The sequence below is a fragment of the Sporomusa sp. genome, assembly GCF_035561255.1.
Taxonomy (GTDB): domain Bacteria; phylum Bacillota; class Negativicutes; order Sporomusales; family Sporomusaceae; genus Sporomusa.
In genome coordinates, this window is the sequence record NZ_DATMXX010000333.1 from 1 (window position 1) to 26,262 (window position 26,262).

General features: G+C 49.7%; 30 protein-coding genes and 4 riboswitches. Of the genes, 22 read left to right on the forward strand and 8 right to left on the reverse strand.

The genetic code is table 11. The features are described 5' to 3' along the window. Positions 1-98 precede the first annotated feature (98 nt). The 4 genes from VN379_RS18375 (at position 99) to VN379_RS18390 (ending at position 1,884) form a co-directional block, all read left to right on the forward strand. Positions 99-641, forward strand: coding sequence for an NADH peroxidase (locus VN379_RS18375; RefSeq protein WP_325536481.1), 543 nt, complete (start codon positions 99-101; stop codon positions 639-641). Positions 642-656: 15 nt separating this feature from the next. Beyond that, on the forward strand, positions 657-977 hold the full coding sequence (locus VN379_RS18380; RefSeq protein ID WP_325536483.1) for a DUF1540 domain-containing protein: 321 nt from the start codon (positions 657-659) through the stop codon (positions 975-977). 139 nt (positions 978-1,116) lie between these two features. Beyond that, positions 1,117-1,323 (forward strand): hypothetical protein, encoded by a 207-nt coding sequence (locus VN379_RS18385; RefSeq protein ID WP_325536485.1) that lies wholly within the window; start codon positions 1,117-1,119, stop codon positions 1,321-1,323. A 150-nt stretch (positions 1,324-1,473) separates the two neighbouring features. Beyond that, the gene (locus VN379_RS18390) at positions 1,474-1,884 is read left to right on the forward strand and encodes a DUF1259 domain-containing protein (RefSeq protein ID WP_325536486.1); all 411 of its coding nucleotides are present in this window, start codon (positions 1,474-1,476) and stop codon (positions 1,882-1,884) included. 136 nt (positions 1,885-2,020) lie between these two features. Here the strand turns inward: VN379_RS18390 and VN379_RS18395 are convergent, their stop codons facing one another. After that, positions 2,021-3,016, reverse strand: coding sequence for a Gfo/Idh/MocA family oxidoreductase (locus VN379_RS18395; RefSeq protein WP_325536487.1), 996 nt, complete (start codon positions 3,014-3,016; stop codon positions 2,021-2,023). A 133-nt stretch (positions 3,017-3,149) separates the two neighbouring features. Here VN379_RS18395 and VN379_RS18400 point away from each other — a divergent pair, with 133 nt between their 5' ends. From VN379_RS18400 to VN379_RS18410, 3 genes are all read left to right on the forward strand, one after another. Next, positions 3,150-5,525, forward strand: a complete 2,376-nt coding sequence (locus tag VN379_RS18400; protein ID WP_325536489.1) for an ATP-dependent DNA helicase — start codon at positions 3,150-3,152, stop codon at positions 5,523-5,525. A gap of 67 nt (positions 5,526-5,592) precedes the next feature. Further along, positions 5,593-7,032, forward strand: coding sequence for a DEAD/DEAH box helicase (locus tag VN379_RS18405; RefSeq protein ID WP_325536491.1), 1,440 nt, complete (start codon positions 5,593-5,595; stop codon positions 7,030-7,032). Between the two features lie 86 nt (positions 7,033-7,118). After that, positions 7,119-7,250, forward strand: coding sequence for a hypothetical protein (locus VN379_RS18410; RefSeq protein ID WP_281289458.1), 132 nt, complete (start codon positions 7,119-7,121; stop codon positions 7,248-7,250). Between the two features lie 501 nt (positions 7,251-7,751). Here the strand turns inward: VN379_RS18410 and VN379_RS18415 are convergent. From VN379_RS18415 to VN379_RS18440, 6 genes are all read right to left on the reverse strand, one after another. Then, positions 7,752-7,904, reverse strand: a complete 153-nt coding sequence (locus VN379_RS18415; protein ID WP_325536494.1) for a hypothetical protein — start codon at positions 7,902-7,904, stop codon at positions 7,752-7,754. Next, complete coding sequence (locus tag VN379_RS25195) at positions 7,901-8,212, reverse strand: Rpn family recombination-promoting nuclease/putative transposase (RefSeq protein ID WP_414715016.1); 312 nt, start codon at positions 8,210-8,212, stop codon at positions 7,901-7,903. Before VN379_RS25195 ends, VN379_RS18415 begins: the two co-directional genes overlap by 4 nt. Before the next feature lie 12 nt (positions 8,213-8,224). Next, positions 8,225-8,413: a hypothetical protein gene (locus VN379_RS18425; RefSeq protein WP_325536498.1), complete on the reverse strand. Its 189-nt coding sequence runs from the start codon at positions 8,411-8,413 to the stop codon at positions 8,225-8,227. A gap of 57 nt (positions 8,414-8,470) precedes the next feature. Next, entirely contained in the window at positions 8,471-8,890 is a 420-nt protein-coding gene (locus VN379_RS18430) for a PD-(D/E)XK nuclease family transposase (RefSeq protein WP_325536500.1), read from the reverse strand. Further along, a complete protein-coding gene (locus tag VN379_RS25050) occupies positions 8,829-9,110 on the reverse strand; it encodes a PD-(D/E)XK nuclease family transposase (RefSeq protein WP_349255135.1) in 282 nt (93 codons plus the stop codon). The genes VN379_RS18430 and VN379_RS25050 overlap by 62 nt, the downstream gene beginning before the upstream one ends. 435 nt (positions 9,111-9,545) lie before the next feature. Next, entirely contained in the window at positions 9,546-9,827 is a 282-nt protein-coding gene (locus VN379_RS18440) for a hypothetical protein (protein WP_325536504.1), read from the reverse strand. Here VN379_RS18440 and VN379_RS18445 point away from each other — a divergent pair. From VN379_RS18445 to eutJ, 3 genes are all read left to right on the forward strand, one after another. Next, entirely contained in the window at positions 9,810-10,604 is a 795-nt protein-coding gene (locus tag VN379_RS18445) for a hypothetical protein (RefSeq protein ID WP_325536506.1), read from the forward strand. The genes VN379_RS18440 and VN379_RS18445 overlap by 18 nt on opposite strands. 96 nt (positions 10,605-10,700) lie before the next feature. Next, positions 10,701-10,901, forward strand: a riboswitch (cobalamin riboswitch). 205 nt (positions 10,902-11,106) lie between these two features. Then, positions 11,107-11,295, forward strand: a riboswitch (cobalamin riboswitch). A 167-nt stretch (positions 11,296-11,462) separates the two neighbouring features. Next, positions 11,463-11,644: riboswitch (cobalamin riboswitch) on the forward strand. Between the two features lie 190 nt (positions 11,645-11,834). Continuing rightward, entirely contained in the window at positions 11,835-14,102 is a 2,268-nt protein-coding gene (locus VN379_RS18450; protein WP_325536508.1) for a TonB-dependent receptor, read from the forward strand. Positions 14,103-14,967: 865 nt separating this feature from the next. Then, complete coding sequence (gene eutJ / locus VN379_RS18455; RefSeq protein ID WP_325536510.1) at positions 14,968-15,783, forward strand: ethanolamine utilization protein EutJ; 816 nt, start codon at positions 14,968-14,970, stop codon at positions 15,781-15,783. A gap of 67 nt (positions 15,784-15,850) precedes the next feature. On the opposite strand, the gene VN379_RS18460 is transcribed toward eutJ, so the two are convergent. Further along, positions 15,851-17,008, reverse strand: coding sequence for an iron-containing alcohol dehydrogenase (locus VN379_RS18460; RefSeq protein ID WP_325536512.1), 1,158 nt, complete (start codon positions 17,006-17,008; stop codon positions 15,851-15,853). Between the two features lie 184 nt (positions 17,009-17,192). After that, positions 17,193-17,387, forward strand: a riboswitch (cobalamin riboswitch). Positions 17,388-17,666: 279 nt separating this feature from the next. Here VN379_RS18460 and eutS point away from each other — a divergent pair. The 12 genes from eutS to pduL are packed head-to-tail and all read left to right on the forward strand — an operon-like array spanning position 17,667 to position 26,251. Next, positions 17,667-18,002: an ethanolamine utilization microcompartment protein EutS gene (gene eutS, locus VN379_RS18465; protein WP_325536514.1), complete on the forward strand. Its 336-nt coding sequence runs from the start codon at positions 17,667-17,669 to the stop codon at positions 18,000-18,002. A gap of 14 nt (positions 18,003-18,016) precedes the next feature. Continuing rightward, positions 18,017-18,445: a EutP/PduV family microcompartment system protein gene (locus tag VN379_RS18470; RefSeq protein ID WP_325536516.1), complete on the forward strand. Its 429-nt coding sequence runs from the start codon at positions 18,017-18,019 to the stop codon at positions 18,443-18,445. Positions 18,446-18,462: 17 nt separating this feature from the next. After that, complete coding sequence (locus VN379_RS18475) at positions 18,463-18,720, forward strand: BMC domain-containing protein (RefSeq protein WP_422663630.1); 258 nt, start codon at positions 18,463-18,465, stop codon at positions 18,718-18,720. 26 nt (positions 18,721-18,746) lie between these two features. Further along, the gene (gene pduB / locus VN379_RS18480) at positions 18,747-19,538 is read left to right on the forward strand and encodes a propanediol utilization microcompartment protein PduB (protein WP_325536518.1); all 792 of its coding nucleotides are present in this window, start codon (positions 18,747-18,749) and stop codon (positions 19,536-19,538) included. Between the two features lie 18 nt (positions 19,539-19,556). Next, positions 19,557-21,227, forward strand: a complete 1,671-nt coding sequence (locus tag VN379_RS18485; protein ID WP_325536520.1) for a propanediol/glycerol family dehydratase large subunit — start codon at positions 19,557-19,559, stop codon at positions 21,225-21,227. Between the two features lie 23 nt (positions 21,228-21,250). Beyond that, positions 21,251-21,910, forward strand: coding sequence for a propanediol/glycerol family dehydratase medium subunit (locus VN379_RS18490; protein WP_325536522.1), 660 nt, complete (start codon positions 21,251-21,253; stop codon positions 21,908-21,910). 20 nt (positions 21,911-21,930) lie between these two features. Continuing rightward, on the forward strand, positions 21,931-22,449 hold the full coding sequence (locus VN379_RS18495) for a diol dehydratase small subunit (protein ID WP_325536524.1): 519 nt from the start codon (positions 21,931-21,933) through the stop codon (positions 22,447-22,449). 11 nt (positions 22,450-22,460) lie between these two features. Further along, positions 22,461-24,284: a diol dehydratase reactivase subunit alpha gene (locus tag VN379_RS18500; RefSeq protein WP_325536526.1), complete on the forward strand. Its 1,824-nt coding sequence runs from the start codon at positions 22,461-22,463 to the stop codon at positions 24,282-24,284. 3 nt (positions 24,285-24,287) lie between these two features. Further along, complete coding sequence (locus VN379_RS18505; RefSeq protein WP_325536528.1) at positions 24,288-24,764, forward strand: glycerol dehydratase reactivase beta/small subunit family protein; 477 nt, start codon at positions 24,288-24,290, stop codon at positions 24,762-24,764. Beyond that, complete coding sequence (locus tag VN379_RS18510) at positions 24,758-25,294, forward strand: BMC domain-containing protein (RefSeq protein WP_325536530.1); 537 nt, start codon at positions 24,758-24,760, stop codon at positions 25,292-25,294. Before VN379_RS18505 ends, VN379_RS18510 begins: the two co-directional genes overlap by 7 nt. A 4-nt stretch (positions 25,295-25,298) precedes the next feature. Next, positions 25,299-25,580 carry a propanediol utilization microcompartment protein PduA gene (gene pduA / locus VN379_RS18515; RefSeq protein ID WP_325536532.1) on the forward strand — a complete coding sequence of 94 codons (282 nt, stop codon included), beginning with the start codon at positions 25,299-25,301 and terminating at the stop codon, positions 25,578-25,580. A gap of 38 nt (positions 25,581-25,618) precedes the next feature. Then, a complete protein-coding gene (gene pduL, locus VN379_RS18520; RefSeq protein ID WP_414715015.1) occupies positions 25,619-26,251 on the forward strand; it encodes a phosphate propanoyltransferase in 633 nt (210 codons plus the stop codon). Positions 26,252-26,262 lie beyond the last annotated feature (11 nt).

Here is a 26,262-nt window from a genome sequence, read left to right on the forward strand (position 1 = left end):
ATAAAGGACTGATCTGGTAACCGGTATTAAATATAAAAAAAAGTCCAACACTATCCTGTAAACAGTCATGTTTTATTAAAAAAGCAGGAGGAACACGGATGAAAAAATTTGTTTGCACGGTCTGCGGCTACGTTCATGAAGGGGAATCAGCTCCTGATTTATGCCCTGTTTGTAAGGCCAGTAAGGATAAGTTTAAGGAGATGACCGGAGAATTATCGTGGGCAGATGAACATCACATTGGTATTGCTAAAGGTATTCCCACAGAAATGTTAGATGCATTACGGGCTAATTTTACGGGGGAATGTACTGAGGTGGGAATGTATCTGGCCATGTCCCGCCAGGCAGACAGGCAAGGATATCCTGAAGTGGCTGAAGCCTATAAGCGAATTGCCTATGAGGAAGCCGAGCACGCCGCTAAGTTTGCCGAGATCCTCGGCGAGGTGGTGGTAGCAGATACGAAGGCTAATCTAAGTGCAAGAGTAGAGGCTGAGTATGGTGCATGTGATGGTAAAAAGAAGCTGGCCACGTTAGCCAAGCAACATAACCTTGATGCTATCCATGATACTGTTCATGAGATGTGTAAAGATGAAGCCAGGCATGGCTGTGCCTTTAAAGGCTTGCTGGATAGATATTTTAAATAAAAGGGAGGAATAAAAATGGCTAAAATTAATTGTGAAGTCAGTAGCTGTTCACACAATAAATCTTCTGTATGTTATGCAAATTGCGTTGATATAGTTGGCAGTTCTGCTCAGTCAGGCCGCTCTACATGCTGTGGCTCCTATTTGAACAATCTTCTGTATTCTGAGCTTACCAACAATGTGTTGAGTTCAGGTTCCTGTGATGCCCTCAAATGTACGGTCGAGACCTGTACTTATCATAATAACCGGTTATGTACGTTAGATAACATCCAGGTAAGTGGCGGAAATGCAGAATACTACACCCATACCGCTTGTGGTAGTTTTAAATTGAAAAATTAGATGTATATAAAGCACTGCCAATTACTCCCTGTGCAATCAGGCAAATGTTGAGTATAATTCAAAGGGCAGAGTATAAATGCTGTTGCACTTGTATTTTTTGCCTATTTGTTACATTTACTGAATTAGGGAGGGTATTTTAGTGGCTCAAGACATTCTCGATCAAAATGATGCTGACACGAAGAAACTAAACTGGGAAGCCTTCATCAAGCAGGACGTACTTAATTTTTTGATGGCACATAGTCTGCAGTCCATTACTGTTGATGATGGGGCCGGTAAGAAAGGCGTTATTAAGCGGACTGCGAAAGGCGAACTGTCGGTACAGATTACCTCTAACGAAAAGTTGTAAAAAATTAAATACCTTTAACTCATGCCCTTTATGTTGGCAAAGAGTTAAGGGTATTTTTTATTTTGTAGTAATGAAATAGATAAAGGCTTTGAGTTCTTACGGAACTATTATCAATCAATATCATATTATGTAATACAAGGAGGTGGAAGTATGCCAATCCCTGCCGATCTATGTGCCGAATTAGCCGATATCCTTGGTGGCAGCGGGCAAACCAAAAATGGGATATGTACGGTTGAAATACCCAGGACTGATCTAAGTGTAACAATCAATGGGGTACCCTCAAAAGCAGCCTCAATCCATTCTGTTACATTCGAAAGAACTAATGGCCGGGCATTAATGACTGGAGATTTAGTTCTTCTGCAGGATGAAGTACCGAATTTCGTCTTACAACTGTTAAATAGAGGCATTATCGTGTCTGCGGTTCATAATCACTGGATTTTAGATGATCCTCATTTAATCTATGTGCATGTGCAATCTACAGCGGATCCAAGGAGCTTTGCCACGAGGCTGGCAGAAGTTCTGGCAACACTTAACTGTGCAACTGACAATGTGACAACTTAGGATAAGGTTCTTTAGCCAGAAAAGGATTCCGGAGCACACGGAATCCTTTTCTAATACAGGCCCTGCCTATTTGATACAGGACTTACAACAGGCGGGTGCGAATATATAAAGGATGCCATGCCAATTGGGATCAGGCTTAAGCTGGGGTTCCCTCACACGGGAATACCAGCCTCCAATCTGAGCGTGCTTTATCCATCAAGCGCATTACGGCTAAGGTATCCTGATGGGACATTATCGTGCTTTCTAATTTCTTGGCTCGCAAACATGCTACGGTTTCTCTTATTTGATACTCAAACCCATTAATCTCAAAAGGGGACTCTACCGTGTAGCGGGTGCCGTCACTCTTTTCAACGGTAAACCCTTGTAAGGCCGAAAAGCCTGGCAGTATAATATGGCCTGCTGTACCAAAAAGTACGGCGTGAGCATCAATCGGAGAACCGATTGTTGTGATTAAGTGGGCTGTTACGTTGTTTTCATATTCCAGCATGATACTGTTGAATGTATCTGTACCATATTCACCAATGATTGCACTTGAATAGAGCTGTTTAGGCTGGTAACCCAGCAGCATGGCGGCAACGCCGATCGCATAGACGCCAATATCCAGCAAAGCACCGCCCGCAAGTGCCGGGTCAAGTTTTCTTATGTACCTCGCCCCAATTGGGGCAAATCCATATTGCGCCCTGAAGTGTGTCAGCTCACCAATTGCACCGTCAGCAATGGTCTTATTAAGTAATTGATAAGCAGGGAGGAACTTCGTCCAGAAGGCCTCCATAATAAAAAGATTTTTCTCTTTGGCCAGCTGCGTAAGGGCCGCGGCTTGGGCAGCATTAACCGTAAATGACTTTTCACATAGAACATTTTTGCCATTCTCTAAACAAAGCCGGGCATGTGCATAGTGCATTGAATGCGGGGAGGCAATATAGATAACATCAATCTCAGGATCACAGACCAGATCCTGATAAGTTCCATAGGCTTTAGGTATGTTATACTCAGCAGCAAACGAATTTGCACTTGCTGAGCTGCGTGAAGCGACTGCCAGCATTGTGCCGCAGTCGGTCAGCTGGGAAAGCGTGTCTGCAAACTTTTTGGCGATTGTACCTGTTGCCAGAATACCCCAATGTATCTGTGTCATGACAAAGCCTGCCTTTCTGTAATGGGTTTATCCTTAACTTACAACAATTACCCGGGGACGTCAACTATGACTGCGGATAGCGTGCTTTTGATTGATTTGTACTGAAAAAATGCTGAGACCAAGAGGGTAATTTATGTCTGCAAATAAAGTGATCAAGACCTCGGTGCGAAATTTAGTTGAGTTTGTGCTCCGGTCAGGAGACTTGACCGCAACCTTTACCGGGAGTTCGCGTTTAGTTGACGGGAGTAAGATTCATCGTAAGCTTCAACAGGCCCAAGGCTCGGAGTATCAGTCGGAGGTAAGCCTGGCTATCGTAGTTGAGCGGCCTGATGTGGTCTTACAGATCAGTGGGCGGGCCGATGGCATCATCACAACAAAAGCGGAAACAGGCCTGGAGCAAATAACTATTGATGAGATTAAGTCAGTTACGCAAGACCTGGAAACCATTGAAACAGGGTACAACCTGCATTGGGCGCAGGCTAAATGCTATGCCTATATCTATGCCGCCCAGCATGACCTGGATCAGATCGGCGTTCAGATTACGTACTGCCAGGTCAATACCTTGGAAACCAAGCTGTTTAAACAAGACTGTTCTGTTTCCGAGCTAGCTGTTTTTTTTGAGTCGCTGGTAAGTGAATTTGCTTTGTGGGCTAAACGGCTTGGGGAGTGGGCGGCAGTACGGGATGTCTCTGCCGAGCTGCTGCAATTTCCGTTTTCAGCATTTCGCCAGGGTCAGCGGCAGCTGTCTGTTGCCGTATATAAGACGCTCAGCAGGGGGCTTAAACTCTTTGCTCAGGCCCCGACAGGCACCGGCAAAACAATGGCAACCATATTTCCAGCTGTAAAAGCCCTGGGGCTGGGACAGGTGGAAAAACTGTTTTTCCTCACGGCTAAAACAGTAACCAGGCAGTTGGCCGAAGAAGCCTTTGACCGGCTGCGGCAGGCCGGTTTGCACTGTAAAACGCTGACACTTACCGCCAAGGACAAAACCTGTTTTATGCCGGAGGCAGCCTGTACCCCGGAGGAATGTCCCTATGCCGCGGGGTATTACGACCGGATTAACCTGGCGCTGAATGACTGCTGGCAGGTGGAGTCCTTTACCCGTGAGGTTATTGAAGACTATGCCCGGAAACACCGGGTTTGTCCCTTCGAGTTGTCGCTCGATCTGGCGTTTTGGGCTGACGCGGTCATCTGTGACTATAATTATGTATTTGACCCCCGGGTCTATCTGAAACGCTTCTTTTATGAGAATAATGGACAATATTGCTTCCTGGTTGATGAGGCCCATAATCTTGTTGACCGGGCCCGGGAGATGTTTTCGGCCGAGTTAACCAAACAAAGCTTTCTGGCGGTAAAGAAAACGCTTAGCAATAAGCTTCCCCCGCTTGCTAAAGCAGCCGGCAAGATAAACACGTTTTTGCTGAAGACTGGCAAGCTATGCAGCGAAAAGTCGGCAGTGGGAGAAGCGGACTATTGTGTGAGAGAACAGCCGTTCACCGATATACTTCCTATGTTGAGAAAGTTTATGGAGGCAGCCGAAAAATGGCTGGCAAAAAATGAACCGGCAGACTTTCGTGAAGAGCTCCTGGATATTTATTTCAAGGTGAATGCTTTCCTGCGAACTGCTGAGACCTATGATGAACGGTATGTAACATATGTCGAGAAAATCGATAATGATGTAAAACTTAAGCTGTTTTGTGTCAACCCGGCGGAGTTATTGCGGCAGGCTGCACAGCGGGGGCGGGCGACCATCTTCTTTTCCGCAACACTGACCCCGCTTGATTACTTTTCCGAGGTACTGGGGGGTGAGGAAGGGGATGGTAAACTTGCAGTACCCACGCCCTTTTCCCCTGAGAATCTGGGCCTTCTTATCGCCGATAATATCAGTACCACCTATAAGACACGGGAAAAGACCTATGAAGCGATTGTCGAAAGCATAACAGCTGCAATCAGGGCCAGAGCCGGCAACTACCTGGTATTCCTGCCATCCTACCGGTATATGGAGGAAGTGTACCGGCGTTTCTCTTTTGCAAGCCCGCTAACAAGGGTAATTCGCCAAACCGGCGAGATGACTGAAGCAGAACGGGATGGCTTCCTGAAGCAATTCTCCTGTGACAACGCAGCTACGCTTGTCGGTTTCGCCGTCCTTGGCGGCATCTTCGGTGAGGGCATTGATCTAATTGGTGAACGGCTTGTCGGTGCCGTTGTCGTTGGCGTGGGGTTGCCTAAGGTTTGCCTGGAACGGGAGATCATCAGGCAGTGGTTTGATAAGAATAGCCGCCAGGGGTTTGAGTATGCTTATGTCTATCCGGGGATGAACAAGGTTTTGCAGGCCGCAGGGCGGGTAATCCGTACCGAGCAGGACCGGGGGCTGGTTCTGCTTATTGATGAACGGTTTTCACAAGCCCGGTATAAGCGGCTCTTCCCCCGGGAATGGCAAGGCGCCATACGCACAAATAGTGTTAACCGGATTGACGCGGCAGTAAAACAATTTTGGTTAATGCAGTAGATGGTTAAGATATTCCGGACAAGCACAAAATAAAGAATGCAGTGCATTTAATCTGTGAGAATGAGGGTTGAAGATCATAGACGGATTTAGTAAAGAAATAAAAAAGGCATTGGTAACCTTAGGCTATGAAACACTGACTGAGGTTCAGACACAAGTGATACCCCTGGTTTTTGCAGATCAGGATATTATTGTGCAGTCGCAGACCGGCAGTGGCAAGACGGCTGCTTTTGCCATCCCGGTTTGCGAAAAGATCGCAATAGAGCAAAGGAGCCCACAGGCCTTAGTGCTTACACCAACCCGGGAATTGGCGGTACAGGTAAAACAGGATATTGCTAATATCGGGCGGTTTAAGAAAATAAGGTGTGCTGCTATTTACGGCAGGCAGCCGATGGCGATACAAAGAAGAGAGTTAAGCCAAAGGGTGCATGTGATTGTCGGTACGCCGGGCAGAACATTTGATCATATTGTCAGTGGTAGTATCAACCTGGCCGAAATCAAGTATCTGATTATTGATGAAGCCGACAAAATGCTGGATATGGGCTTTATTGAACAGGTTGAAGCAATTATCGCAAAGCTGCCCGGGGACAGGGTTACTCTGGTATTTTCCGCAACAATGCCTGATCAAATCCAGGCGATATGCAGCAGATACATGATAGATCCGGTGAGGCTGGCGGTTGAGCCGGCAAGCCCGGCTACAGAGAAAATTCAGCAGGGCTACTATGAGGTTGAAGAAAGCGACAAACTCAGGCTTGTCAAAAAGATAGTGGTTACTGAGCGGCCGGATAGCTGCATTTTGTTTTGTAACACCAGGGAAAAAGTAGAGCTGGTGGCGGCGGAACTAAAACATGCAGGCTATCTCTGTGGAACCCTCCATGGCGGAATGGAGCAAAGGGAGCGGTTAGCAGCCATTCAAGGCTTTAAAAGAGGCGAGTTTCGCTTTCTGATTGCCACTGATGTGGCAGCACGGGGGATTCATGTGGCAGAGATCGCGCTGGTGATCAATTATGATTTTCCCTTGGATAATGAGGGGTATGTTCACCGTATTGGCCGGACAGGGCGGGCAGGAAATGCCGGCGCGGCAATTACCTTTGTCACCCCGGCTGAACGAAGGGCCTTAGCGGCAATCGAGGAATTTGTGCAATATAAAATACCCAGGCTGGAACAGCCCACAGGGGCGGCGGTTGAGCGTGGCAATCTGATTTCTGAGAATAATAAGGCCAAGCCGGCGTACAAACCGGATATCAGTGACAAACTAAATAGTGAGATTACCAGAATTCGTATCAATGCCGGTAAAAAGACTAAAATGAGACCGGGAGATATCCTGGGAGCCATCACTGCCATTGCCGGGGTTAGTGCCGGGGATATTGGGATAATTGATGTTCAGGAGACCTGCTCGTACGTAGAAATCCTGGACGGCAAAGGCCCTCTGGTGATGGATGCCCTCCAGGCTACAAAGATTAAAGGCAGGCTATATACAACAAAACAAGTAGGCTTTCGGACTATTTAGTTAAGAAAGCACCAAGTCTTGCTTAATAGGTACATGGCGTTGTAGAATAGAGGTATACGTTGATGCTGGCAAAGGAGGAGTTCTAAGTGGATTTACTCGCTTTACTACAAGAAAAGAAGAAAAAGGCCAATGAAAATAATAAGCCATTTCCCAAGGCAAGTAAGGCTAAAACTACAAACAATAAAATGCCCATGCGGAAAACCGGACGGGGTAAATAGTCGGGATAATAGAAACGCCTACAGCAGATCAGTGTGCTGTAGGCGTTTCGGTTTATGTGTAACAGGACACAAAAGCCGCCCTTTTCTTTTTTACCCTGGGAAAATATGCTATACTATTCGTACAGGATGTCTAGGAGCGGTTAGCCATTCCCTTTGTAGAAAGGGGGTGGTATGATGATCACAATGTTTGAGGCAATGTATCTGATGATTGCATTTGCAACACTTGTTGTTTTGATCATAAACAGGAAATAACCGCCCCTAGCTAAGGACGGCGGTTATTTCTTAATACCGTTTCATCTGGGCTAACCGTTTCCGGTTAGACAGCCTGTAGGGCTGGCGTGTATCAGCACGTCAGTCCTTTTCTTATATTATACCCATAGGCAGGAAAATATGCAACCAGCCAGGAAAAAATCCTGTTGTCAGGGCTCATGTTGCTAGCGCTTGCTTCCCCGGGGTATTGGCTGTAAGCAGCTGCGGGTAATACGATCCCACGTGTCCAGGTCAGTCATGGTATCCAAGAACGGGAATAGAGTAGCGGCTTGTGTGCCAAATTTCATTTCCAGGATTGTAACTTTCGCGCAGTTCATAGCGCCGCCGTTCCTGGGCGCTTTTGGTGAATATCTGTTCACAGGTGAGTGCTATTGGCTCACTCATAGCACCTCCTCCATTTCTTCGCCTTCAGCGTTACTCAGATACAGCAGCCATTTTTCCAGCCGGGTTTGGGGTGAAGCTGTGCGGCACAGCAGCTTCGGCAATTCCAGAAAATGAATTTCCCGATCGTCGTTGAGGACCTGGTGGGTATCATATCCACGGATATGGCGGATATGGAAGGTATTATGATAATGGTCCTTGGCCGGCAGACAGCTGAAATTGAGTACGTTGATGGTGACGGTCTTATTTAAGAGGAAATGGTTTTGCCCGGACTGCAGCTGGCCTTGGTAGAGCTTGGCCCAGTAGAACAGGGTGCCTGGACATCATCCTGCGGCACCTGACGGAGGAGTACCCGGCCCTGATGCGTACCATCTGGGCCGGGGAAACTGCGGCCGATTCTCGTTGACGCTGCGACCAACGATGCCAATCTGGTCATCAAGGAAGGAAATGCCGCCAGCGAAAGCGCCAACCAGGCTGTCTCTACGGGAATAACAAAATACTCGACTAGCCAACGAAAAAACCAGCACCTGAGCAGGGATATCCCTGCCGGATGCTGGTTTACTTTTACCTTAAACAGACTTCTGGAGAAGCTCGTTTGCTTCTTCGGCTGTATTGACTGAAAAAAATTGCCGGGTGAGACGCTCCAGTGCGTCTAGGTTGTTTAGGTGTGCCACCAGTGGAAATAGTGCCACAGCCTGGTCGCCGAATTTCATCTCCATGATTGTGTGAAGCATCTCCCGCGCACCCTCAATTTTGCCTTCCGCTTTGGCGCCGTGAATAAGAGTTTGCTCTTCCATAATGGCTTTTTCGCGCAGTTCATAGCGCCGCCGCTCCTGGGCATTTTTGGTGAATATTTGCTCACAGGTGAGCGCTTTTCTAATCATCGGTTCGCTCATGGCAATTTCCTCCATCTCTTCGCCTGCGGCGTTATTGAGATACAGCAGCCATTTTTCCAACCGGGTTTGGGGTGAAGTCGTGCGGCACAACATCTTTGGCAGTGTTTATAAGTATTCCCGTGGCGGTGCGCCCCAGGATATCCAGGCGGGCGTATTTATCGCCCAGAAAGTCAGGGTCGATTTCCCGGTCAAGAAGTTCCAGTGCGGTGAGTTCATGTCCAGGCCGGGATTTCAACACAGCGTTTAAAAAGTTGATGAGTATATCTTTGTTTCCTTCTGAACCAAATATACGTTTGAATACATAATCATTAATACGGTTGAGCGTAGCATTGAGGTTACCCTCCCTTGACTGAAGCTGTTACCTATACTATACCCTGCGGCAAATAGTTTGACAAGAGCAGGGGCTCACCGCGTTAGCTGACCTAAGTTCAAATTAAGGGAGGCTGAAGGAGGAGTGAATATGCATGTGGTTTTCAGTGAGAGAACGGGAATCTTTAAAAAACCAGTCCAAAAGGCGCTTAATATCTAGAAACTACCTCGTCTGAGGTATTTACGATATGCCTTTCCTAAGATAATATGAAAACAGAAATCATTAAAAGTTTCTCTGCGACACAACTATCCGGAACGGTAAAACATATTTACATCAGGGAATTGCATTGACTAGATTGAAATAACATGATAATATTGTGTCAAAAAGACATAGGTAAAACAGCAAAATGGAATACCGGGGATAGGTGTTCTTCGGGGCTTAGGGAAGTTTGGTGCAAAGCCAACACGGTTCTGCCCCTGTAAGGGAAAGCCGTGCCGCTAATTTACTGGAAAGGGGGTTTAGATGGGAGAAACGGCAAGAATCATTGCTCTGGCCGGTTTGCTCCAGGATATCGGTACCATCTGTTGCCGGGCCGGCGGTCACCACAAACAGAGCCGGAGCATGCTGGCTGCCTGTCTGCCAGCCGGACAACCCTATCAGGCTTTGCTGCAATGCCTGGGTTGCCATCATCAGGCCATCGGTGTGAAATACATCAAACAAAACGATCATATCGCCTATCTGGTATATGCTGCGGCGGACATGGCTGCCGGCGCCGGGCGTCGCCCGGCAGCGGAATATTCCGGCTGCTGCGGCCTGACGGTAGCCGATACCCACAAGTATCTGCCATTATGGCATAGGCTGCAAAATAGCCTGCGGCAAACGGATTTTTCCACCTGTACGGTCGACCAGGTGTTAGCCATCCTGGAAACAGTCGCGGCCGGCATTCCCTACAGCACCGCTGCCAGTGGCGGCGGCAATATTTCCCTGTATGATCATTCCCGGCTGACGGCGGCGCTGGCAGTTTGCCTGTGCCGCTATTTTGCCGTGGCCGGTATCAGCGACTACCGGTCCTGGTGCGCGGGGGCAAAAAAGAGCCGCAGTCGCACTGTTCCGGCCTTCCTGCTGGTCGACGGCGACCTGGCCGGGGCACTCCCAGCCCTGCATGGCCGCTCTATTTTTGTCGAGGTCCTGCTGGAACACTGCCTGGGCGAGCTTTTTGCCGCGGTCGGACTCAGCCGGGTCCACCTGCTCTATAGCGACGGCGGCCGCTTCTATCTGCTGGCCCCCAACATACCGGTGGTGACCGGCTTGCTGGAAACGGCTGCCGCAGCCGTTAACGACTGGCTGCGCCGTCAGTTCGGCGCGGCGCTGTATCTGACTCTGGCCTGGCAGGAGGCCGATGCCGGTGCCCTGATGGAACTTACAGACGGCCGACTGTGTAACGATAACCCCCACTGCGCGCGTCCGAAAAAACAAGTGTCGAAAAAGAAAGAATAAACAAAAAATACAACAAAACAGGGCGAAACCGCTCGACAGCAGGCAGTGTCTATGGTAGAATTTAGGGCAGCAAAGGCAATTAAGGAAAACAAAATAAACTAAAATTTTGGTACAGGTGCCCGCAAGGGCCTAACAGAAAAGCCGGTGTAAAGCCGGCGCGGTCCCGCCACTGTAATGGGGAGCAAAGCCAAAGTACAGCAGCAATACTGTATTCCGCCACTGAGACGTAACTGTCTTGGGAAGGTTGGCAGCGCAATGAACCAGAGCCAGGAGAACTGCCTGTATGACAATCACCGTTTTACCTGCGACAGACAGGGAGGGAGATTTGCGTGCGTGTGGTATGCCGGCTGCGCCGGCTCAGCAAAGAAGCCTCCTTGTCGATCAGGCAGGGGTGGCTTCTTTTTTATTTTGTGGCGACGGACAAGTTTTTCTCACAAGTGGTTTAGATAGAGCTGGCACTCCATTGGGAAGAACGGATATAGCAACAGAGCACTTAGCGATTGGGAATTTAGCGGGTACAGGTGCCCTGTCGAGAGGGCTTAATAGGGAAGACCGGTTGGAAGCCGGCGCGGTTCCGCCACTGTAACCCCGAGTGAGCCCCGGAAAGCCACTGGCAGTTGATAAAGCTGCCGGGAAGGCGGGGCTAATGATGAGGGAAAGCCAGGAGAACTGCCTGTACCGACATCCTTGTCGGACCTGCGATCAACAGGGAGAGGATTTGGGGTCTGTGTGAGTTTTATCCTTACACAAGGCATCGCGTAGCAAAGGAGGGGACAGGCCAGAACACAAAAAACGGGCAGGAAGCGGACAGCTTTTCCGGCCTGCCAAGGGAGTGGAACGAAGAGACAAGCCAAACAACAACATAAAGTGGGGAGAGGTGCCCTGCGGGGCTTAATAGGGAAGACCGGTGCAATACCGGCGCGGTCCCGCCACTGTAACGGGGAGCAAAGCCAAGATATGCCACTGGGATGTACGTTCTGGGAAGGTTTGGCGGCGCGATGAACCCAAGTCAGGAGAACTGCCTGTCCAGCGATCACCATAGTATCATACCAACGTTAAACAGGTTGGTACGGTACGGAACCTGCGAGCGACAGGGAGGAGATTATGGCAGCACCCGGAACCCTATTTCTCCTGGGCTGGCATAAGCACTCCTGTAAAGGGAGTTTTTTTATTTATTATCAAAAATCATTATTAAAGAGTTTATAAGCCGGAAAGAGGAGGGATTTTGCAATGGTACTACATAAATTAAAGGGAAAAGCATTAGCAACAAGTATTGCCTGCGCCCTGGCGCTGACCCTGGCACCAACTTTTAATGACGTCGTTTATGCGGCAGAGGCAGACAGTGCACAGCAGCAGAAAACAGGCGAAACAGCGAAAGCAGCCGATCACGCGCAGGCGCAGGAGGAATATCAGCTGCCAGCGCAGACAGTGGAAGCACCGCGGCCAGACTGGGAGGCCAAGCTCTCACCGGGCACCGTCTCCATTGTTCGCCCCGAGGATTTCAAGGGCGAGCAAAAAACGCTGCCTGAACTGCTTAAGCGGGTGCCAGGTGTCCACATCCGGGAGGTTACTGGCACCGGGCAGTACACGGTGGCCTATGTCCGCGGCAGCACAGCCGCCCAGGTGGGCATCTTCATTGACGGTGTGCTGGCCAAGCTGGGCGGGGATGCGGCTACCGACCTGTCCACCATTCCGACAGAAAACGTGGAACGGATTGAAATCTACCGGGGGTACATCCCGGCCCGCTTCCCCGGCGTCTGGATGGGCGGAGTCATCAACATCGTCACCAAGAAACCGCAAACAACCGGCATTTCCCTCTCGCAGGGCATAAGTTCTTATGGCGGCTATAAGGGAAGCCTGGGGATCAATGCCCCGCTGGGCGACGGCAGCCTTTTCGTTGGTGTCAACCGGGATCAGAGCGATGGCGATTATAAATATGAAGTTTATGGAGGTAAAGCCGGGATTGCTGAAGCGGAACGGTTATACAAGGAAAACCCAACCCAAGAGAATCTTGATAATCTAAATGTTGCGAAAGATTATGGATCCGACCGCAACCGGATGAACAATGGCTATCGGAACACCGACGTGCTGGTCAAATGGCAGGATGAGAACTGGCAGGTCAAGTACGCCTGGAAGCGCAACTATCGTGAATTGCCTTATAATTACAATATGAATACCGATCGTCCCAACTATACCAATCAGTCGGTCAAAAATCTGAACACCGATCAGTCAGACCTGCTGCTTGGCCGCCGCCAGACAGAGGGCAATCTGGACTGGGGCTGGCGGCTGACCTATATGGATCAGGATAAAAACTACAAGAATCCTAAGGGCAATAACACCCTGTTTGCTAAATGGAGCCGCTACCAGTCGAAGCGCTATGGCGCTGCTCTGGACGGATCGTTTAAGGCTGGTGACCAGCATCTGCTGGAGTTCAGTGCCAACTACTCCCACGAAAAACTGGATGTTGACGGCACCGGTATGACATCGCCCTCCTATGCCTGGGTCAAAGATCACTATACCCAGACGCTGGCCGATATCCAGCTTCAGGACACAATCACTCTTAATAAGGCGGGCGATCTCTGGTTGACTCCCAGCGTTCGCTGGAATTATTCTGGTGGTATGGGAGAGGCGAAATCAAGCTATCTCTGGTGGGTAAATGCGATGCAGGAAAACTCTGACAGCAAATTCACCTGGCAGACTGCTCTTAAAAAGCAGCTTAACGAGCAGACCACTCTGCGGGCAACTTACGGCACCTACTACCGCTTCCCCAACCTCTACGAACTGATCGGTGATGGCGCCTTTATTCTGCCTGTTCCCCCCAGTTCAACCGTAGCTGGCGCTGCGGGGCCGGAACACGGCAGGCAGTGGGATTTCGGTGTCCAATGGCAGGGCGAGACGTTTAAGGCAAAATCCGACTGGGCGCTCACCTATTTCGGACGCCATTCATACGACATGCTCGAGCTATACCGGATGGGCCTGACCTATATGTCCTACGTGAACGGCGGTGAAGGCAGGGTCAACGGTGTGGAACTGGAGGGCAAGCTTAACTGGGACCGCTGGGACCTGGACTTATCGGCCACTTATATGCAGTCCAAGGACCTGCAGCGAATAAAAAAAATGTTCTACCTCTATCCCAACGGCAACTATGGCAAATCACTGGAGAACTTTGCGCCTAAATGGGAGGGACTGCTCCGGCTGACCTACCGCTTCCCTGGTGAGAGGCTCTCGATGTTCAATGAAGTCCGCTATGTGGGCGAAACCAATGTCGATGATGAGGTTGACTGGAGCACCTCTTACACCACGGTCGGTATGGGAGCCAAGTATAAGTTTAGCAAAGACACCAGACTTACCGTGGGTGTTAATAACATGTTTAATAAGGTTCCATATTGGAAGCATCTACAACAGAATACTGGAGTCGATCCCTACTACGCTCCCGATACCATGAAGTATCCGCTGGCGGGTCGGACGTATTATGCGACGATGCAGTGGGACTTTTAGGGAATAGTCCAATAAACAAGAACAATAAAATTCTATAAGCCGGGTGCGAAACTGTGCATCAACGCCTCAAGTCCTGAACCTATGATGCCGCCGGCATCCGTTATGTTTGTCCAGAATATTGGCGAGGCTGAGCTCTGGAATACAGACCGGCCTGTTCTGCGGTGTCATAAGGGGCTATAGTTGCAAGGCAGCTAAAAATACAATATTAACTACTTCCCTGTGATGTCGGCAGTATGTCTATCCATAGTCGGCTGAAAAGGCGGAAGAGTCTGCATGCCAGGCTTGCCGGCAGCAAAGCAAAACGCCGCCCTCACGGAGAAGGCGGCACGGTACTGTAGCAGAGCAGAGGCGAAATTTTCTCTTTTTCGCTCTGGGAAAATACGGTATAATAAGTATACAGGCTGCTCGGGGGACGGTTAGCCCCTTCCTGGTAAGGAAGGGGGTGGTAGGATGACTATATTCGAAGCATTGACATTTGCTGTTGCATTTGCCACGCTCATGGTATTGGTCACGACCAAAAAGAAATAACCGCCCCTGCCCAAGGTGTGCGGCTACTTCAATAAGCTAAAAACACTGGGCTAACCGTTTTCCGGTTAGACAGCCTGTAGGGCTGGCGTGCGACCAACACGTCAGTCCTTTTCTTATATTATACCCATAGTGTGAAAAATATGCAACCAGTCGGTAAAAATACTGCCGCGCAGGTTTTTTTTTACTTAACCGTTACTGGGTATTGATTTATATAAATGCCAATACAGCTGTGATAATCTGTCTGAGGCAGGGCAATGGTATCGACCGGGATGTGTAATGAACCAGTAAACCGTTTATACTATTATTATAATGAGCAGACAGGGATAAGGGGATTTGAATGCAAGCATATGAAAACATTCATCAGCTGTATCATCTAATGCAAACTAAAACAGCAGCTAATTTAGCAGGTCCGTATAAGGTTGGTGTCGACCTGGGGACAGCGGACGTTGTGCTGGCTGTTACCGACACTCACGGCACTCCGGTAGCCGGCAGTATGCGCTGGGCGTCAGTTGTCAGAGATGGTTTGGTCGTTGATTTTAGGGGTGCCACGGAGATTGTTCAGGACCTGAAGGCTGAGGTTGAGCAGATTATGGGGGTCAAACTGGATAGAGGGGCTACTGCCATTCCCCCAGGCACCGTCGGGCGAAATGCACTGGCCTGCAGTAATGTTATTGCCGGCGCCGGGCTAGAGCCTGTTCGTCAGGTTGATGAGCCTGTCGCTGCCGCCCGGGCATTACGTATTGATCATGGTATTGTTGTAGATATTGGGGGCGGAACTACCGGTGTTGCGGTGCTGAAGAATGGTGAACTGATTTTTACTGATGATGAGCCAACAGGTGGGACGCATGTGTCACTGGTTTTGGCCGGAGCCTATAAAATATCTTTTGAAGAGGCTGAGAACCTAAAAAAGGATAGCAGCAGGCATCAGCAGATCCTGCCTGTCATCGCACCTGTTATTGAGAAAATGGCGACAATCGTTAAAAAAATGCTGGCTGCCCATGGCGATTTCAGTGAGTATCCGGTATACATCGTTGGTGGAACCGCTTATTTGGCCGGATTTGAGCAAGAATTCGGCAAAGCCTTCGGGAGAGAAGTACATGTTCCGCCTCACCCGTTACTTGTTACGCCATTAGGGATCGCAATGTTCAGCTAGTTAGTACATAATGCCGCAGTTTTACGCCGGGGATGTTGCTTAGGCGTAGAACAGTGGCATTTTTTGTCTATAGCAGAAGCCGGTATATCTCCTCAATTTCTGCCTGTGAGGCCTGGCGGGGGTTAGTAACACTGCAGATATCCTTGAGGGCGTGCTCGGCAAGTATGGGAATATCAGCGCTATTAAAGCCGCGGACATCCTGCAGCTTTGCCGGGAGGTCCAATTTGGTATTGAGTTGTTTGATTTGATCGATAACCAATTTAGCGCTGGCTTCGCTGGATAGTCCAGCAGTAGGTACGCCGGCTGCCCCGGCAATATCCGCATATTTACCGGCAACAACCGGGAGGTTGAATTCCATCACTGCAGGTAACAAGAGCGCATTGCACAACCCGTGCGGCAGGTTATAAAAGCCGCCAAGCTGGTGGGCCAGGGCGTGCACATAGCCCAGCCCGGCATTGTTAAAGGATATACCGGCCAGATATTCAGCATAAACCATCATTTCCCGCGCAGCCAGGTTAGTACCTTCTTTATGTACAACAGGCAGATAGCGGAAGACTAACTCGGCGGCTTTTAATGCTTTACAGTCTGTTACCGGCGTGGCATTGCTTGATACATAGGCCTCGATGGCATGGGTCAGTGCATCCATGCCGGTAGCTGCTGTCAGCCCGGGGGGCATACCTGTCATCAGCGCCGCATCGTTGACCGAGATTATCGGCGTTAGGTGCCAGTCATTAATTGTCATTTTTATATGTTTTTCTTCGTCAGTGATTACGCAAAACCGGGTTAGCTCGCTGCCGGTGCCTGCCGTAGTATTGATTGCAATCAGCGGGGCAGCGGCTTTTTTGGCTTTATTGAGCCCTTCATAATCCTGAATAGTGCCGCCATTGGTCGATAGGAGGGCAATTGCCTTGGCACAATCATGGGGAGAGCCACCCCCAAAGGAAATCAGGAAATCGCAGCCGTTATCCTGCAGCAGCTTGAGGCCAAATTCTACCTGTTTTACAGTGGGATTAGGGGCAACGTCTTTGTATACAACGTAAAAGATCTCCGCAGCATCAAGTAATGTTAGCAGCTCATCAATAAGCCTGTTCTCAACAAGTGTTTTGTCGGTTACAATGAATGCTTTGCGAAACTTCATTGGTTTAATATAATGAATAACCTGGCTTAAGCATTCTATACCCAGAATGCTAATCGGGGTCATAAAATACTCTACTATTTTTTTCAATGCACGATCCCCCTTGAAGGAACCCGGTGTTAAAGCCCGGTAATTCCCGCATACATGACACATGTAGCTATTATTTGCGCCTGTTGGACACTTTAAACATAAGTTGCATTACAGGACGAAGCACCGTGAACATGAAATGTATAAAATCACAATCACGGTATATAATAGCAGTAAATAACAATAGAATAAATGCCACCATATAGGTGCCTCTTTGTAGAGGAGAATAGGGAAGCTCGGAGGGATCGATAATGTCATCCTGAACGACGCGGTCGCGCCACTGTAGCCGGGGAGGACACCTGCATAAGCCAGCTGACTGGCAAGGTGCAGGTTGTCTGAGGAACCGTCAAGCCAGGAGACCTGCCTATGTTGGCTGTTATTACCCTCGCGCCAGGGGTATTATCAGAAGGATAGGAGTAGATCAGCCCCTGCCTTTTTGGTAGAGGCTTGCTGTGGTTTGCGGCGATGTGAAGGCCTCGTGCCGCGTAAAATCAAGTTTTTATAATAGTTGCATAAGATAAAGGCAATAGGAAAAGACTTTGTTTGATAGTCTTTTTTCCTATTGCCTTTATCTAATCTTCGAACAACAGATATATTGAATTTTGGATAAACAAGGCGACATCTCTGGCGGTAAGTTTACGGGTAGCGAGGTAAGGTCTTAATGGAAAAGATGAGAGTGGTACAGGAGTATGTGCCAGGCAAACAGGTGACACTAGCTCACCTCATCGCCAATCCCAGGCAGGAATTATGTGAAAAGCTAGGCATTGGGGCCAGTGGTGCTATTGGGATTTTAACAATTACCCCTTCGGAGGCGGCAATTATTGCAGCAGACGCCGCTACCAAGACGGCAAATGTCCAGATTGGTTTCATGGACCGTTTTACCGGTTCTGTGGTTATTACCGGCAATGTGTCGGCAGTTGAGGCTGCTTTAAAACAGGTTACCAATTTGCTGGCTGAAGGGTTAGGATTTACAGCAGCAAAAATGACCCGGTCCTAGTGCAGCGCATGATTATGCTGATAGGTCCTGTTGGTGCCGGTAAGACGTCTTTACTTAACGCGCTGCAGCACAATTGCCGCAAAGCTCAAAAAACACAAAGCATTTGCTTTAGCAGCGGCATGATTGATACGCCTGGCGAGTATACACAGATGCCTCGTTTTTATTCCTCACTGGCGGTTACTGCTACCGAAGCCAAGCTGATTATTATGATTCAGGATGCAAGTGATTTTAGGGCAGTATTACCGCCTGGTTTTGCCAGCATGTTCCCCAGGCCGGTAGTGGGAGTAGTAACAAAGATTGACAGGGACGGTGCAAACCGGGAAAAGGCCAAAGAACGTTTGCTGCAAGCTGGCGTCAGGGAAGCGATTTTCTATGTTTCCGCACACACCGGCGAGGGACTGGCTGAGGTAATTCAATTTCTGGCTGAAAGGGGGTGCAAATAGTGGGTGAATCATTAGGGATGATTGAAACAAAAGGTTTAGTAGGGGCTATTGAGGCTGCTGATGCGATGGTGAAAGCAGCTAATGTACTTTTAGTAGGCTATGAGAAAATTGGTTCCGGCCTGGTAACCGTTATGGTGCGGGGCGATGTTGGGGCTGTCAAGGCGGCTGTAGATGCCGGGGCTGCCGCCGCCGGCTGTGTAGGTGAGGTTATGTCAGTTCATGTCATTCCCCGTCCGCATTCAGATGTCGAAAAAATTATTCCCAAAATTCAATAACAGGTACTTTTCTGGAGGTGTAATCAATGGAAGATCACTTGGTTGAACAGGTCATGAACGAGATTAAAAAGCGTATGAGTATTGAGCCGCAAGCAGCAACAACTACAGCCTGCCCCAAGGCGTGTGTCAGCCCGGGGATTACAGAGTTTGTCGGCACTGCGATTGGTGATACCATTGGTTTAGTCATTGCCAACGTAGATGCCGGCCTGCATGAAAAAATGAAACTTGATCCGAAATTTCGCTCTATCGGCATTCTTGGCGCCCGGACGGGCGCCGGTCCGCATATTATGGCGGCCGATGAGGCGGTAAAAGCCACCAATACTGAGATTATCAGTATTGAATTGCCCCGTGACACGAAAGGGGGGGCCGGACACGGCTCACTGATTCTTTTCGGTGCCGAGGAGGTGTCTGATGCCCGGCGGGCGATTGAGGTAGCGCTGGGAGAGCTTGAGCGTACCTTCGGTGACGTTTATGCCAACGACGCAGGCCATATTGAGCTGCAGTATACCGCCCGGGCCAGCCTGGCCATTCAGAAAGCCTTTGATGCACCGCTGGGCCGGGCTTTTGGCCTGATTGTAGGTGCGCCGGCGGCGATTGGCGTACTAATGGCCGATGTCGCCGTAAAAACGGCGAGTGTTGAAGTGGTGGGCTATTCAAGCCCCGGCAACGGCACAAGTTTTTCTAATGAAGTTATTCTGATGGTTACGGGGGATTCCGGCGCTGTCCGGCAGTCGGTCATTGCAGCCCGAGAAGTGGGTAAAAAGGTGCTTGAAGCTATGGCTGGCCCGGCTCCGTCCTCGGCAATACCGTACATCTAGAATAGGGGGAAAGCAAAAGTGAAGAAATCAAAACGTTTTGAGATGCTGGCTGCCCGCCCTGTAAACAAGGATGGTTTCGTAGTTGAATGGCCTGAGGTAGGCCTGGTGGCTATGAGCAGCCCCAATGATCCTAAACCAAGTATTAAGATTGAAAACGGCAAGGTAGTGGAAATGGACGGTGTGCCTCGCAACCGGTTTGACTTTATCGATCAGTTTATTGCTGATTATGCGATTGATACGGCAATAGCCGAAAAAGCGATGGCGATGGAAGATGCTAAAATAGCCCAAATGCTTGTTGATATTAATGTATCCCGTGATGAGGTTGTCAAGATAGCCCGTGGGTTGACTGCCGCCAAGATTCTTGCGGTCCTCAATACCATGAATGTAGTCGAAATGATGATGGCCATGCAAAAAATGCGGGCCCGTAAAATTCCTTCCAATCAATGCCATGTTACCAATACACAGGACAACCCGGTCCTGATCGCAGCCGATGCGGCTGAAGCTGCTTTGCGTGGCTTTGATGAAATGGAAACAACGGTTGCTGTTGTCCGTTATGCCCCTTTCAATGCGCTGTCCTTACAGGTGGGCGCTCAGGTGGGCCGTGGTGGCGTGCTTATCCAGTGTGCCCTGGAAGAGGCAACCGAATTGCTGCTGGGCATGAGAGGAATTACCGCTTATGCCGAAACAATCTCAGTTTATGGGACTGAAAACGTATTTGTTGATGGCGATGATACCCCCTGGTCCAAAGCTTTTCTGGCTTCAGCCTATGCATCACGCGGGCTTAAAATGCGTTTTACCTCAGGCACCGGCTCCGAAGTTCAAATGGGATATGCAGAAGGTAAGTCAATGCTGTACTTGGAAATACGCTGCATTATGCTAACCCGGGGCGCCGGTGTGCAGGGACTGCAAAACGGCTCTGTAAGCTGTATCGGTGTACCGGCAGCAGTTCCCTCCGGCATCCGCGCCGTTTTAGGTGAAAACCTGTGTGCTGCCATGCTGGATCTGGAGGTAGCTTCCAGTAATGACCAGACCTTTACTCATTCCGATATTCGCCGCACTGCCCGTACGCTGATGCAGATGCTGCCGGGGACGGATTTCATTTGTTCGGGCTATAGTGCCAGCCCCAATTATGATAATATGTTTGCCGGCTCTAACTGGGATGTTGATGATTACGATGACTGGAATATCATCCAGCGTGATCTGATGGTAGATGGCGGCCTGCGCCCGGTTTCTGAAGAACAGGTGGTCTCGGTGCGTAATAAAGCAGCCAAAGCCCTGCAAGCCGTATTCAGGGAACTGGGTTTCCCAACCATAACCGATGAAGAGGTTGAAGCAGCAACCTATGCGCATGGCACCAAAGACATCGTGCAGCGAAATGTTGTTGAAGATTTAAAGGCGGCCGAAGAGATGATGAAGCGTGGGATTACCGGGCTTGATATTGTCAAAGCATTGGCTAAAAACGGCTTTGGTGATGTTGCAGAAAGTGCACTGGGCACCTTGAAGCAACGGGTATCTGGTGACTATCTACATACGGCTGCCATTCTTGATAAGCAGATGAATGTTATCAGCGCTGTGAATAATAAAAATGATTACCGTGGTCCGGGAACAGGCTATCGCCTGAGTAAAGAGCGCTGGGATGAGATTAAGAATATCCGGCAGGCGATCAAACCATCTGATTTTGACGTATGATTCAAAAAACGAGGTGAAGTGTAATGCAAGTTAGCGAGCAAATGATCAGGGAAATCGTTCAGCAAGTAATAAAAGGCATGAGCCCTTCAGCACCGGCCGGGCAATCAGCTTCCTATACCCCTAAAAGTACTACCGGGCGTACGATGACCCTTGTGGAAAAAGGGGAGGCCCGTACCGGCAGCCGGTCAGACGAGGTGATTATTGCCCTGGCACCGGCGTTTGGTAAATATCAAAACAAAACAATTGTCAACATTCCCCATAGTGATGTGTTGCGGGAAATGATCGCCGGGGTGGAGGAAGAGGGGGTACACGCCCGGGTTGTACGGGTGCTGCGGACATCGGATGTGGCCTTTGCAGCCCACGATGCGGCCAAGCTCAGCGGCTCCGGTGTTGCTATTGGCATTCAGTCCAGAGGAACCACCGTAATTCATCAAAAGGATCTTCCCCCATTAAGTAACCTGGAGCTTTTCCCCCAGTCTCCTTTACTCGATTTAGAGGCCTACCGGCAGATTGGCCGCAATGCTGCCAAGTATGGCAAAGGCGAGTCGCCAACACCGGTGCCAACCAGAAATGATCAGATGGCAAGACCTAAGTATCAGGCGAAAGCGGCTGTTCTTCATATAAAAGAAACCGAACATGTGGTTCCCGGGGCTAAGCCGGTGGAACTGGATGTTCAATTCTAACCAGATGGAGGTGAATACACATGGCAAATAATCAGGCATTAGAGGATATTGTCCGTGAAGTATTAAAATCAATGGGCCAGAGCGGGGGCGCACCGGCCCAAAATCAACCCCAGGGGTCGGCTGCCGGTTTAAGCCCGGAACTTGATTACCCCTTAGCCAGCAAAAGGCCGGAGCTGTTAAAAACACCGACAGGCAAAAAAATATCTGATATTACGCTGGAAAATGTGCTTAATGGCAGTATCAAGGCCGAGGATGTCCGGATTACCCCTGAAACGCTGCGGCTGCAGGGTGAGATCGCTGATGGTGTCGGCAGATATCAATTTGCCGCAAACCTGCGTCGTGCTGCCGAACTGGTAGCTATTCCCGATGCCCGCGTCCTGGAAATATATAATGCCCTGCGTCCCTACCGTTCCACCAAACGCGAGCTTTTGACAATTGCCGATGAGATGGAAGCCAAATACAACGCCAGAATTAATGCTGCTTTCGTCAGAGAGGCGGCTGACGTTTATGAGCGCCGCAACCGGCTCAGGGCAGAGTAAGGTGAGTTTAGATGCCAATTATCGCAGGCGTTGATATTGGAAACTCGACCACTGAGGTCTGTCTGGCCAGTTTTGAGCAGGGCCAATTAAAACAATACCTGGCGAGCGGCATGACTAAAACAACAGGCATCAAGGGGACATTAGCCAATGTGCCGGGAATTATTGTGGCCATGCAGGAGGCTCTCCAAAAAGCCGGGTTGGATTTCAAAAATCTTGATGAAATAAGGCTTAACGAAGCTACGCCTGTTATTGGTGATGTAGCCATGGAAACCATTACTGAAACGATCATTACCGAGTCAACCATGATCGGGCATAATCCCTCCACACCGGGTGGGATTGGTTTGGGGGTCGGGACGACGGCCCTGTTTCAGCAATTGCCCCAACTGGCGGCAGGAAACAAAATCATCTGCCTGATTCCCAGTGGTATTGATTTTGAGGATGCTGCCCGGCAGATTAATGAGGCAGCAGCCCGGGGGGTGGACGTGCAGGGGGCTATCGCCAAACAGGATGATGCAGTGCTTATTGTCAACAGGCTGCAGCGGAAAATACCTGTTATTGATGAGGTAACCCTGCTTGAGAAGGTGCCGGTAGGTATGCTGGCAGCTGTAGAGGTTGCCGAAGCGGGTAAAACGATCCAGAGTTTATGTAATCCATATGGCATAGCAACTGTGTTTTCCTTAACCCCGGAAGAAACAAAGATGGTCGTGCCAATTGCCAGGGCGCTGATCGGCAACCGTTCAGCAGTTGTCGTGCGGACCCCTGAGGGTGATGTTAAAGCGCGGTCGATTCCGGCCGGTTTTATTACCCTGGCAGGCAATCAGGGAAAAGCTGACGTCGATGTCGAGTTGGGTGCCCAGGCCATCATGGAGGCTGTTGAGCGGGTACAGCCATTAACCGATGTGCAGGGTGAGCCTGGTACTAATGTTAACGGTATGCTGGAGCGGGTTCGCCAGGTAATGGCCGGGCTGACCAGTCAGCCGGTTGCCGAGATGAAAATCCAGGATATCCTGGCGGTAGATACGTTTGTACCACAGAAGGTGCAAGGCGGTTTGGCTGGTGAATTTGCGCTGGAGAATGCGGTAGCGTTAGCGGCTATGGTTAAGACAAGCCGCTTGCCGATGCAGCAGATTGCCAACCAGCTGATTGAGCAGTTTGGGACACCGGTAATTATTGCCGGCGTGGAAGCGAATATGGCCATCCATGGGGCACTAACCACACCAGGTACTGACAAACCGCTGGCGATTCTGGATATGGGCGGCGGCTCTACCGATGCGGCGATCATTACCAAAGAGAGTCTGGTAACATCCATCCATTTGGGTGGTGCCGGCGATATGGTAACCATGTTAATTAACTCAGAGCTGGGATTGAATGATTTCGACCTTGCTGAGGATATCAAAAAATATCCGCTGGCTAAGGTGGAGAGTTTATATCATATCAGACTGGAAGATGGTACGGTCAGGTTCTATGACACCCACCTGCCGCCCCATGTTTTTGCCAGAGTTGTCATCCTGAAGGACGATGGTATGGTACCTATTCCTTTTGAGCATTCACTGGACAAAATCCGTCACATCCGCCGGGAAGCCAAAAAGCGGGTTTTTGTTGCTAATGCGCTCCGGTCTCTGGCGCGTATCGCCCCGGTCGGCAATATCCGGCATGTTGAATTTGTTGTGCTGGTTGGCGGGTCGGCAATGGATTTCGAGGTAGGTGATATGGTAACAGATGCGCTGGCTCAATATGGTGTTGTCTGTGGCCGTGGTAATATCCGCGGTACTGAAGGCTCAAGAAACGCCGTAGCGACCGGTTTGGTACTGTCCTATCGCGGAAATGGGGCGTAATTTATGCCTATCGATAACATGATGATAAAACCTAGCATTGTCATCTGCGTGGCAGAACATGACGGCTATGAGCGAAAAATCCGCGAAATCCAGGCTGGAATTGAGGAAGAGGGCATCCCCTATACGTTGCTGCAAGGTGATGAGGGGTGCGAGGCAGTGACTCTTGCCTGGCAGGGAGCTGCGGCATCTCAGCTGGGGGTTGGATTAGGTGTTAGCCTAACCGGTCTGTGTATCCATTATCATAAGCTCGCTGCGCCTAAGCCGCTGTTTACCTCTGCGGACACCGTCAATCCGGGAACATTACGTCAATTTGGCTATAATGCGGCCCGCTTGGTTAAGGGGCTTCCTTTTAAAGAAAAATTGGAACGAAGCTTTACTATTGAAGGTAATGAAGAGCAGTTGTTTGAGCAAATTCAGGTGCTTGTCAAAAAAATATTGCAAGAAAACGGTCAGGGTCACAGGGAGGTTAGCAGATGGTAAACGCCTTAGGTCTGATGGAAGTGGTAGGCTTGGCTGCCGGTTTAGAAGCGGCTGACGCGGCAATTAAAGCAGCCAATGTTACCCTTATTGGCTACGAATTAACCAAAGGCGGCGGTATGGTTGTGATAAAAATCTCCGGGGATGTGGGAGCGGTTACCGCGGCGGTTGATGCTGGTACGGCTGCTGCGTCCAAGATCGGTACAGTATTTGCTTCACATGTTATACCGCGGCCTGGTAATGGTCTGAACGGAATGATCACCACAAAAGAGACTGTGGGGGTTAACAATAAGGAGGGGCGACAGGCCAGAAAAAGCAGTGATAAGGAATTGGTACAGACTGACGACAAGGCTAAGGGTAATAACGCGTCTGCAATCAAGTCTGATATTGCGGTTGTAAACAAGAAGGCTACAGGCGATATGCACCCCGCCGAGACGTGTAACCTCTGTGGAGACCCAGACTGTCCCCGGCACAAAGGTGAGCCCAAAACAACCTGTATTCATTATAAGAAAAATCATCATAGGGAGGAATGACTGTATGCGTGGTGAGGCATTAGGCATGGTAGAAACCAAGGGATTAGTCGGGGCCATTGAGGCAGCCGATGCCATGGTAAAAGCCGCGAACGTGGAGTTAATAGGCTATGAGAAAATTGGGTCAGGATTAGTATCTGTCTTCGTACGTGGTGATGTCGGTGCGGTCAAGGCTGCGACCGACAGTGGCGCGGCGGCGGCGCAGCGCGTGGGCGAGCTGCTTTCTGTTCATGTAATACCGCGGCCGCATACCGATGTGGAAAAGATCTTGCCAACACTTCATTCCTAACAATGCAACCTGACAGGTAATGTTAAAAGAGGTGTGTTATGGAGCAAAAAATAGTGGAACAGGTCGTGGCCAGAATCTTAGCAGAAATGTGTGGTGAGGGACAAACACCACCAGGCATCCCGGTAGGTGTCTCTAACCGCCATATCCATGTCTCAGCCGAACATCTGGCAACCCTGTTTGGCCAGGGGTATAGTCTTACCAAAGAGAAAGATCTGAAGCAGATTGGTGAGTATGCGGCAAAAGAAACAGTTACCCTGGTAGGGCCTAAGGGGATTATCGCCAAGGTGCGTATTCTGGGGCCTGTACGAAATTTTACCCAGATTGAAATATCACGTACTGATGGGTTTAGTCTCGGCATTGCACCACCGCTGCGGGACTCAGGCCAGATTGAAGGATCGGCCGGCATTGTTGTTGTCGGGCCAATGGGGGCCGTTACCCTGAGGCAGGGAGTAATCTGTGCCGCACGCCATATCCATATGCAGGCAGCAGATGCACAAAGGCTAAAGGTTGCTGACGGGGAGCGGGTAACTGTTAAACTTGCCGGACCCCGCGGCGGTACTTTTGACAATGTGCTGATCCGGGTGCACCCGAACTTCAGGTTGGAGTTTCACATCGACACAGATGAAGCGAATGCGACAGAGCTTAAAACAGGTGATATTGTCAGTCTGTGACAAGTGGGGGA

Coding starts and splice junctions, on each gene's coding strand:
- VN379_RS18450 (WP_325536508.1), top strand. CDS start 11,835: ATGGTACTACATAAATTAAAGGGAAAAGCATTAGCAACAAGTATTGCC.
- VN379_RS18505 (WP_325536528.1), top strand. CDS start 24,288: ATGCCTATCGATAACATGATGATAAAACCTAGCATTGTCATCTGCGTG.
- VN379_RS18395 (WP_325536487.1), bottom strand. CDS start 3,016: ATGACACAGATACATTGGGGTATTCTGGCAACAGGTACAATCGCCAAA.
- VN379_RS18490 (WP_325536522.1), top strand. CDS start 21,251: ATGCAAGTTAGCGAGCAAATGATCAGGGAAATCGTTCAGCAAGTAATA.
- VN379_RS18470 (WP_325536516.1), top strand. CDS start 18,017: ATGCTGATAGGTCCTGTTGGTGCCGGTAAGACGTCTTTACTTAACGCG.
- pduB (WP_325536518.1), top strand. CDS start 18,747: ATGGAAGATCACTTGGTTGAACAGGTCATGAACGAGATTAAAAAGCGT.
- VN379_RS18415 (WP_325536494.1), bottom strand. CDS start 7,904: ATGAGTGAGCCAATAGCACTCACCTGTGAACAGATATTCACCAAAAGC.
- VN379_RS18510 (WP_325536530.1), top strand. CDS start 24,758: ATGGTAAACGCCTTAGGTCTGATGGAAGTGGTAGGCTTGGCTGCCGGT.
- VN379_RS18375 (WP_325536481.1), top strand. CDS start 99: ATGAAAAAATTTGTTTGCACGGTCTGCGGCTACGTTCATGAAGGGGAA.
- VN379_RS18390 (WP_325536486.1), top strand. CDS start 1,474: ATGCCAATCCCTGCCGATCTATGTGCCGAATTAGCCGATATCCTTGGT.
- VN379_RS18430 (WP_325536500.1), bottom strand. CDS start 8,890: ATGTTGTGCCGCACGACTTCACCCCAAACCCGGTTGGAAAAATGGCTG.
- eutJ (WP_325536510.1), top strand. CDS start 14,968: ATGCAAGCATATGAAAACATTCATCAGCTGTATCATCTAATGCAAACT.
- VN379_RS18380 (WP_325536483.1), top strand. CDS start 657: ATGGCTAAAATTAATTGTGAAGTCAGTAGCTGTTCACACAATAAATCT.
- VN379_RS18495 (WP_325536524.1), top strand. CDS start 21,931: ATGGCAAATAATCAGGCATTAGAGGATATTGTCCGTGAAGTATTAAAA.
- VN379_RS18400 (WP_325536489.1), top strand. CDS start 3,150: ATGTCTGCAAATAAAGTGATCAAGACCTCGGTGCGAAATTTAGTTGAG.
- VN379_RS18500 (WP_325536526.1), top strand. CDS start 22,461: ATGCCAATTATCGCAGGCGTTGATATTGGAAACTCGACCACTGAGGTC.
- eutS (WP_325536514.1), top strand. CDS start 17,667: ATGGAAAAGATGAGAGTGGTACAGGAGTATGTGCCAGGCAAACAGGTG.
- pduL (WP_414715015.1), top strand. CDS start 25,619: ATGGAGCAAAAAATAGTGGAACAGGTCGTGGCCAGAATCTTAGCAGAA.
- pduA (WP_325536532.1), top strand. CDS start 25,299: ATGCGTGGTGAGGCATTAGGCATGGTAGAAACCAAGGGATTAGTCGGG.
- VN379_RS18475 (WP_422663630.1), top strand. CDS start 18,463: ATGATTGAAACAAAAGGTTTAGTAGGGGCTATTGAGGCTGCTGATGCG.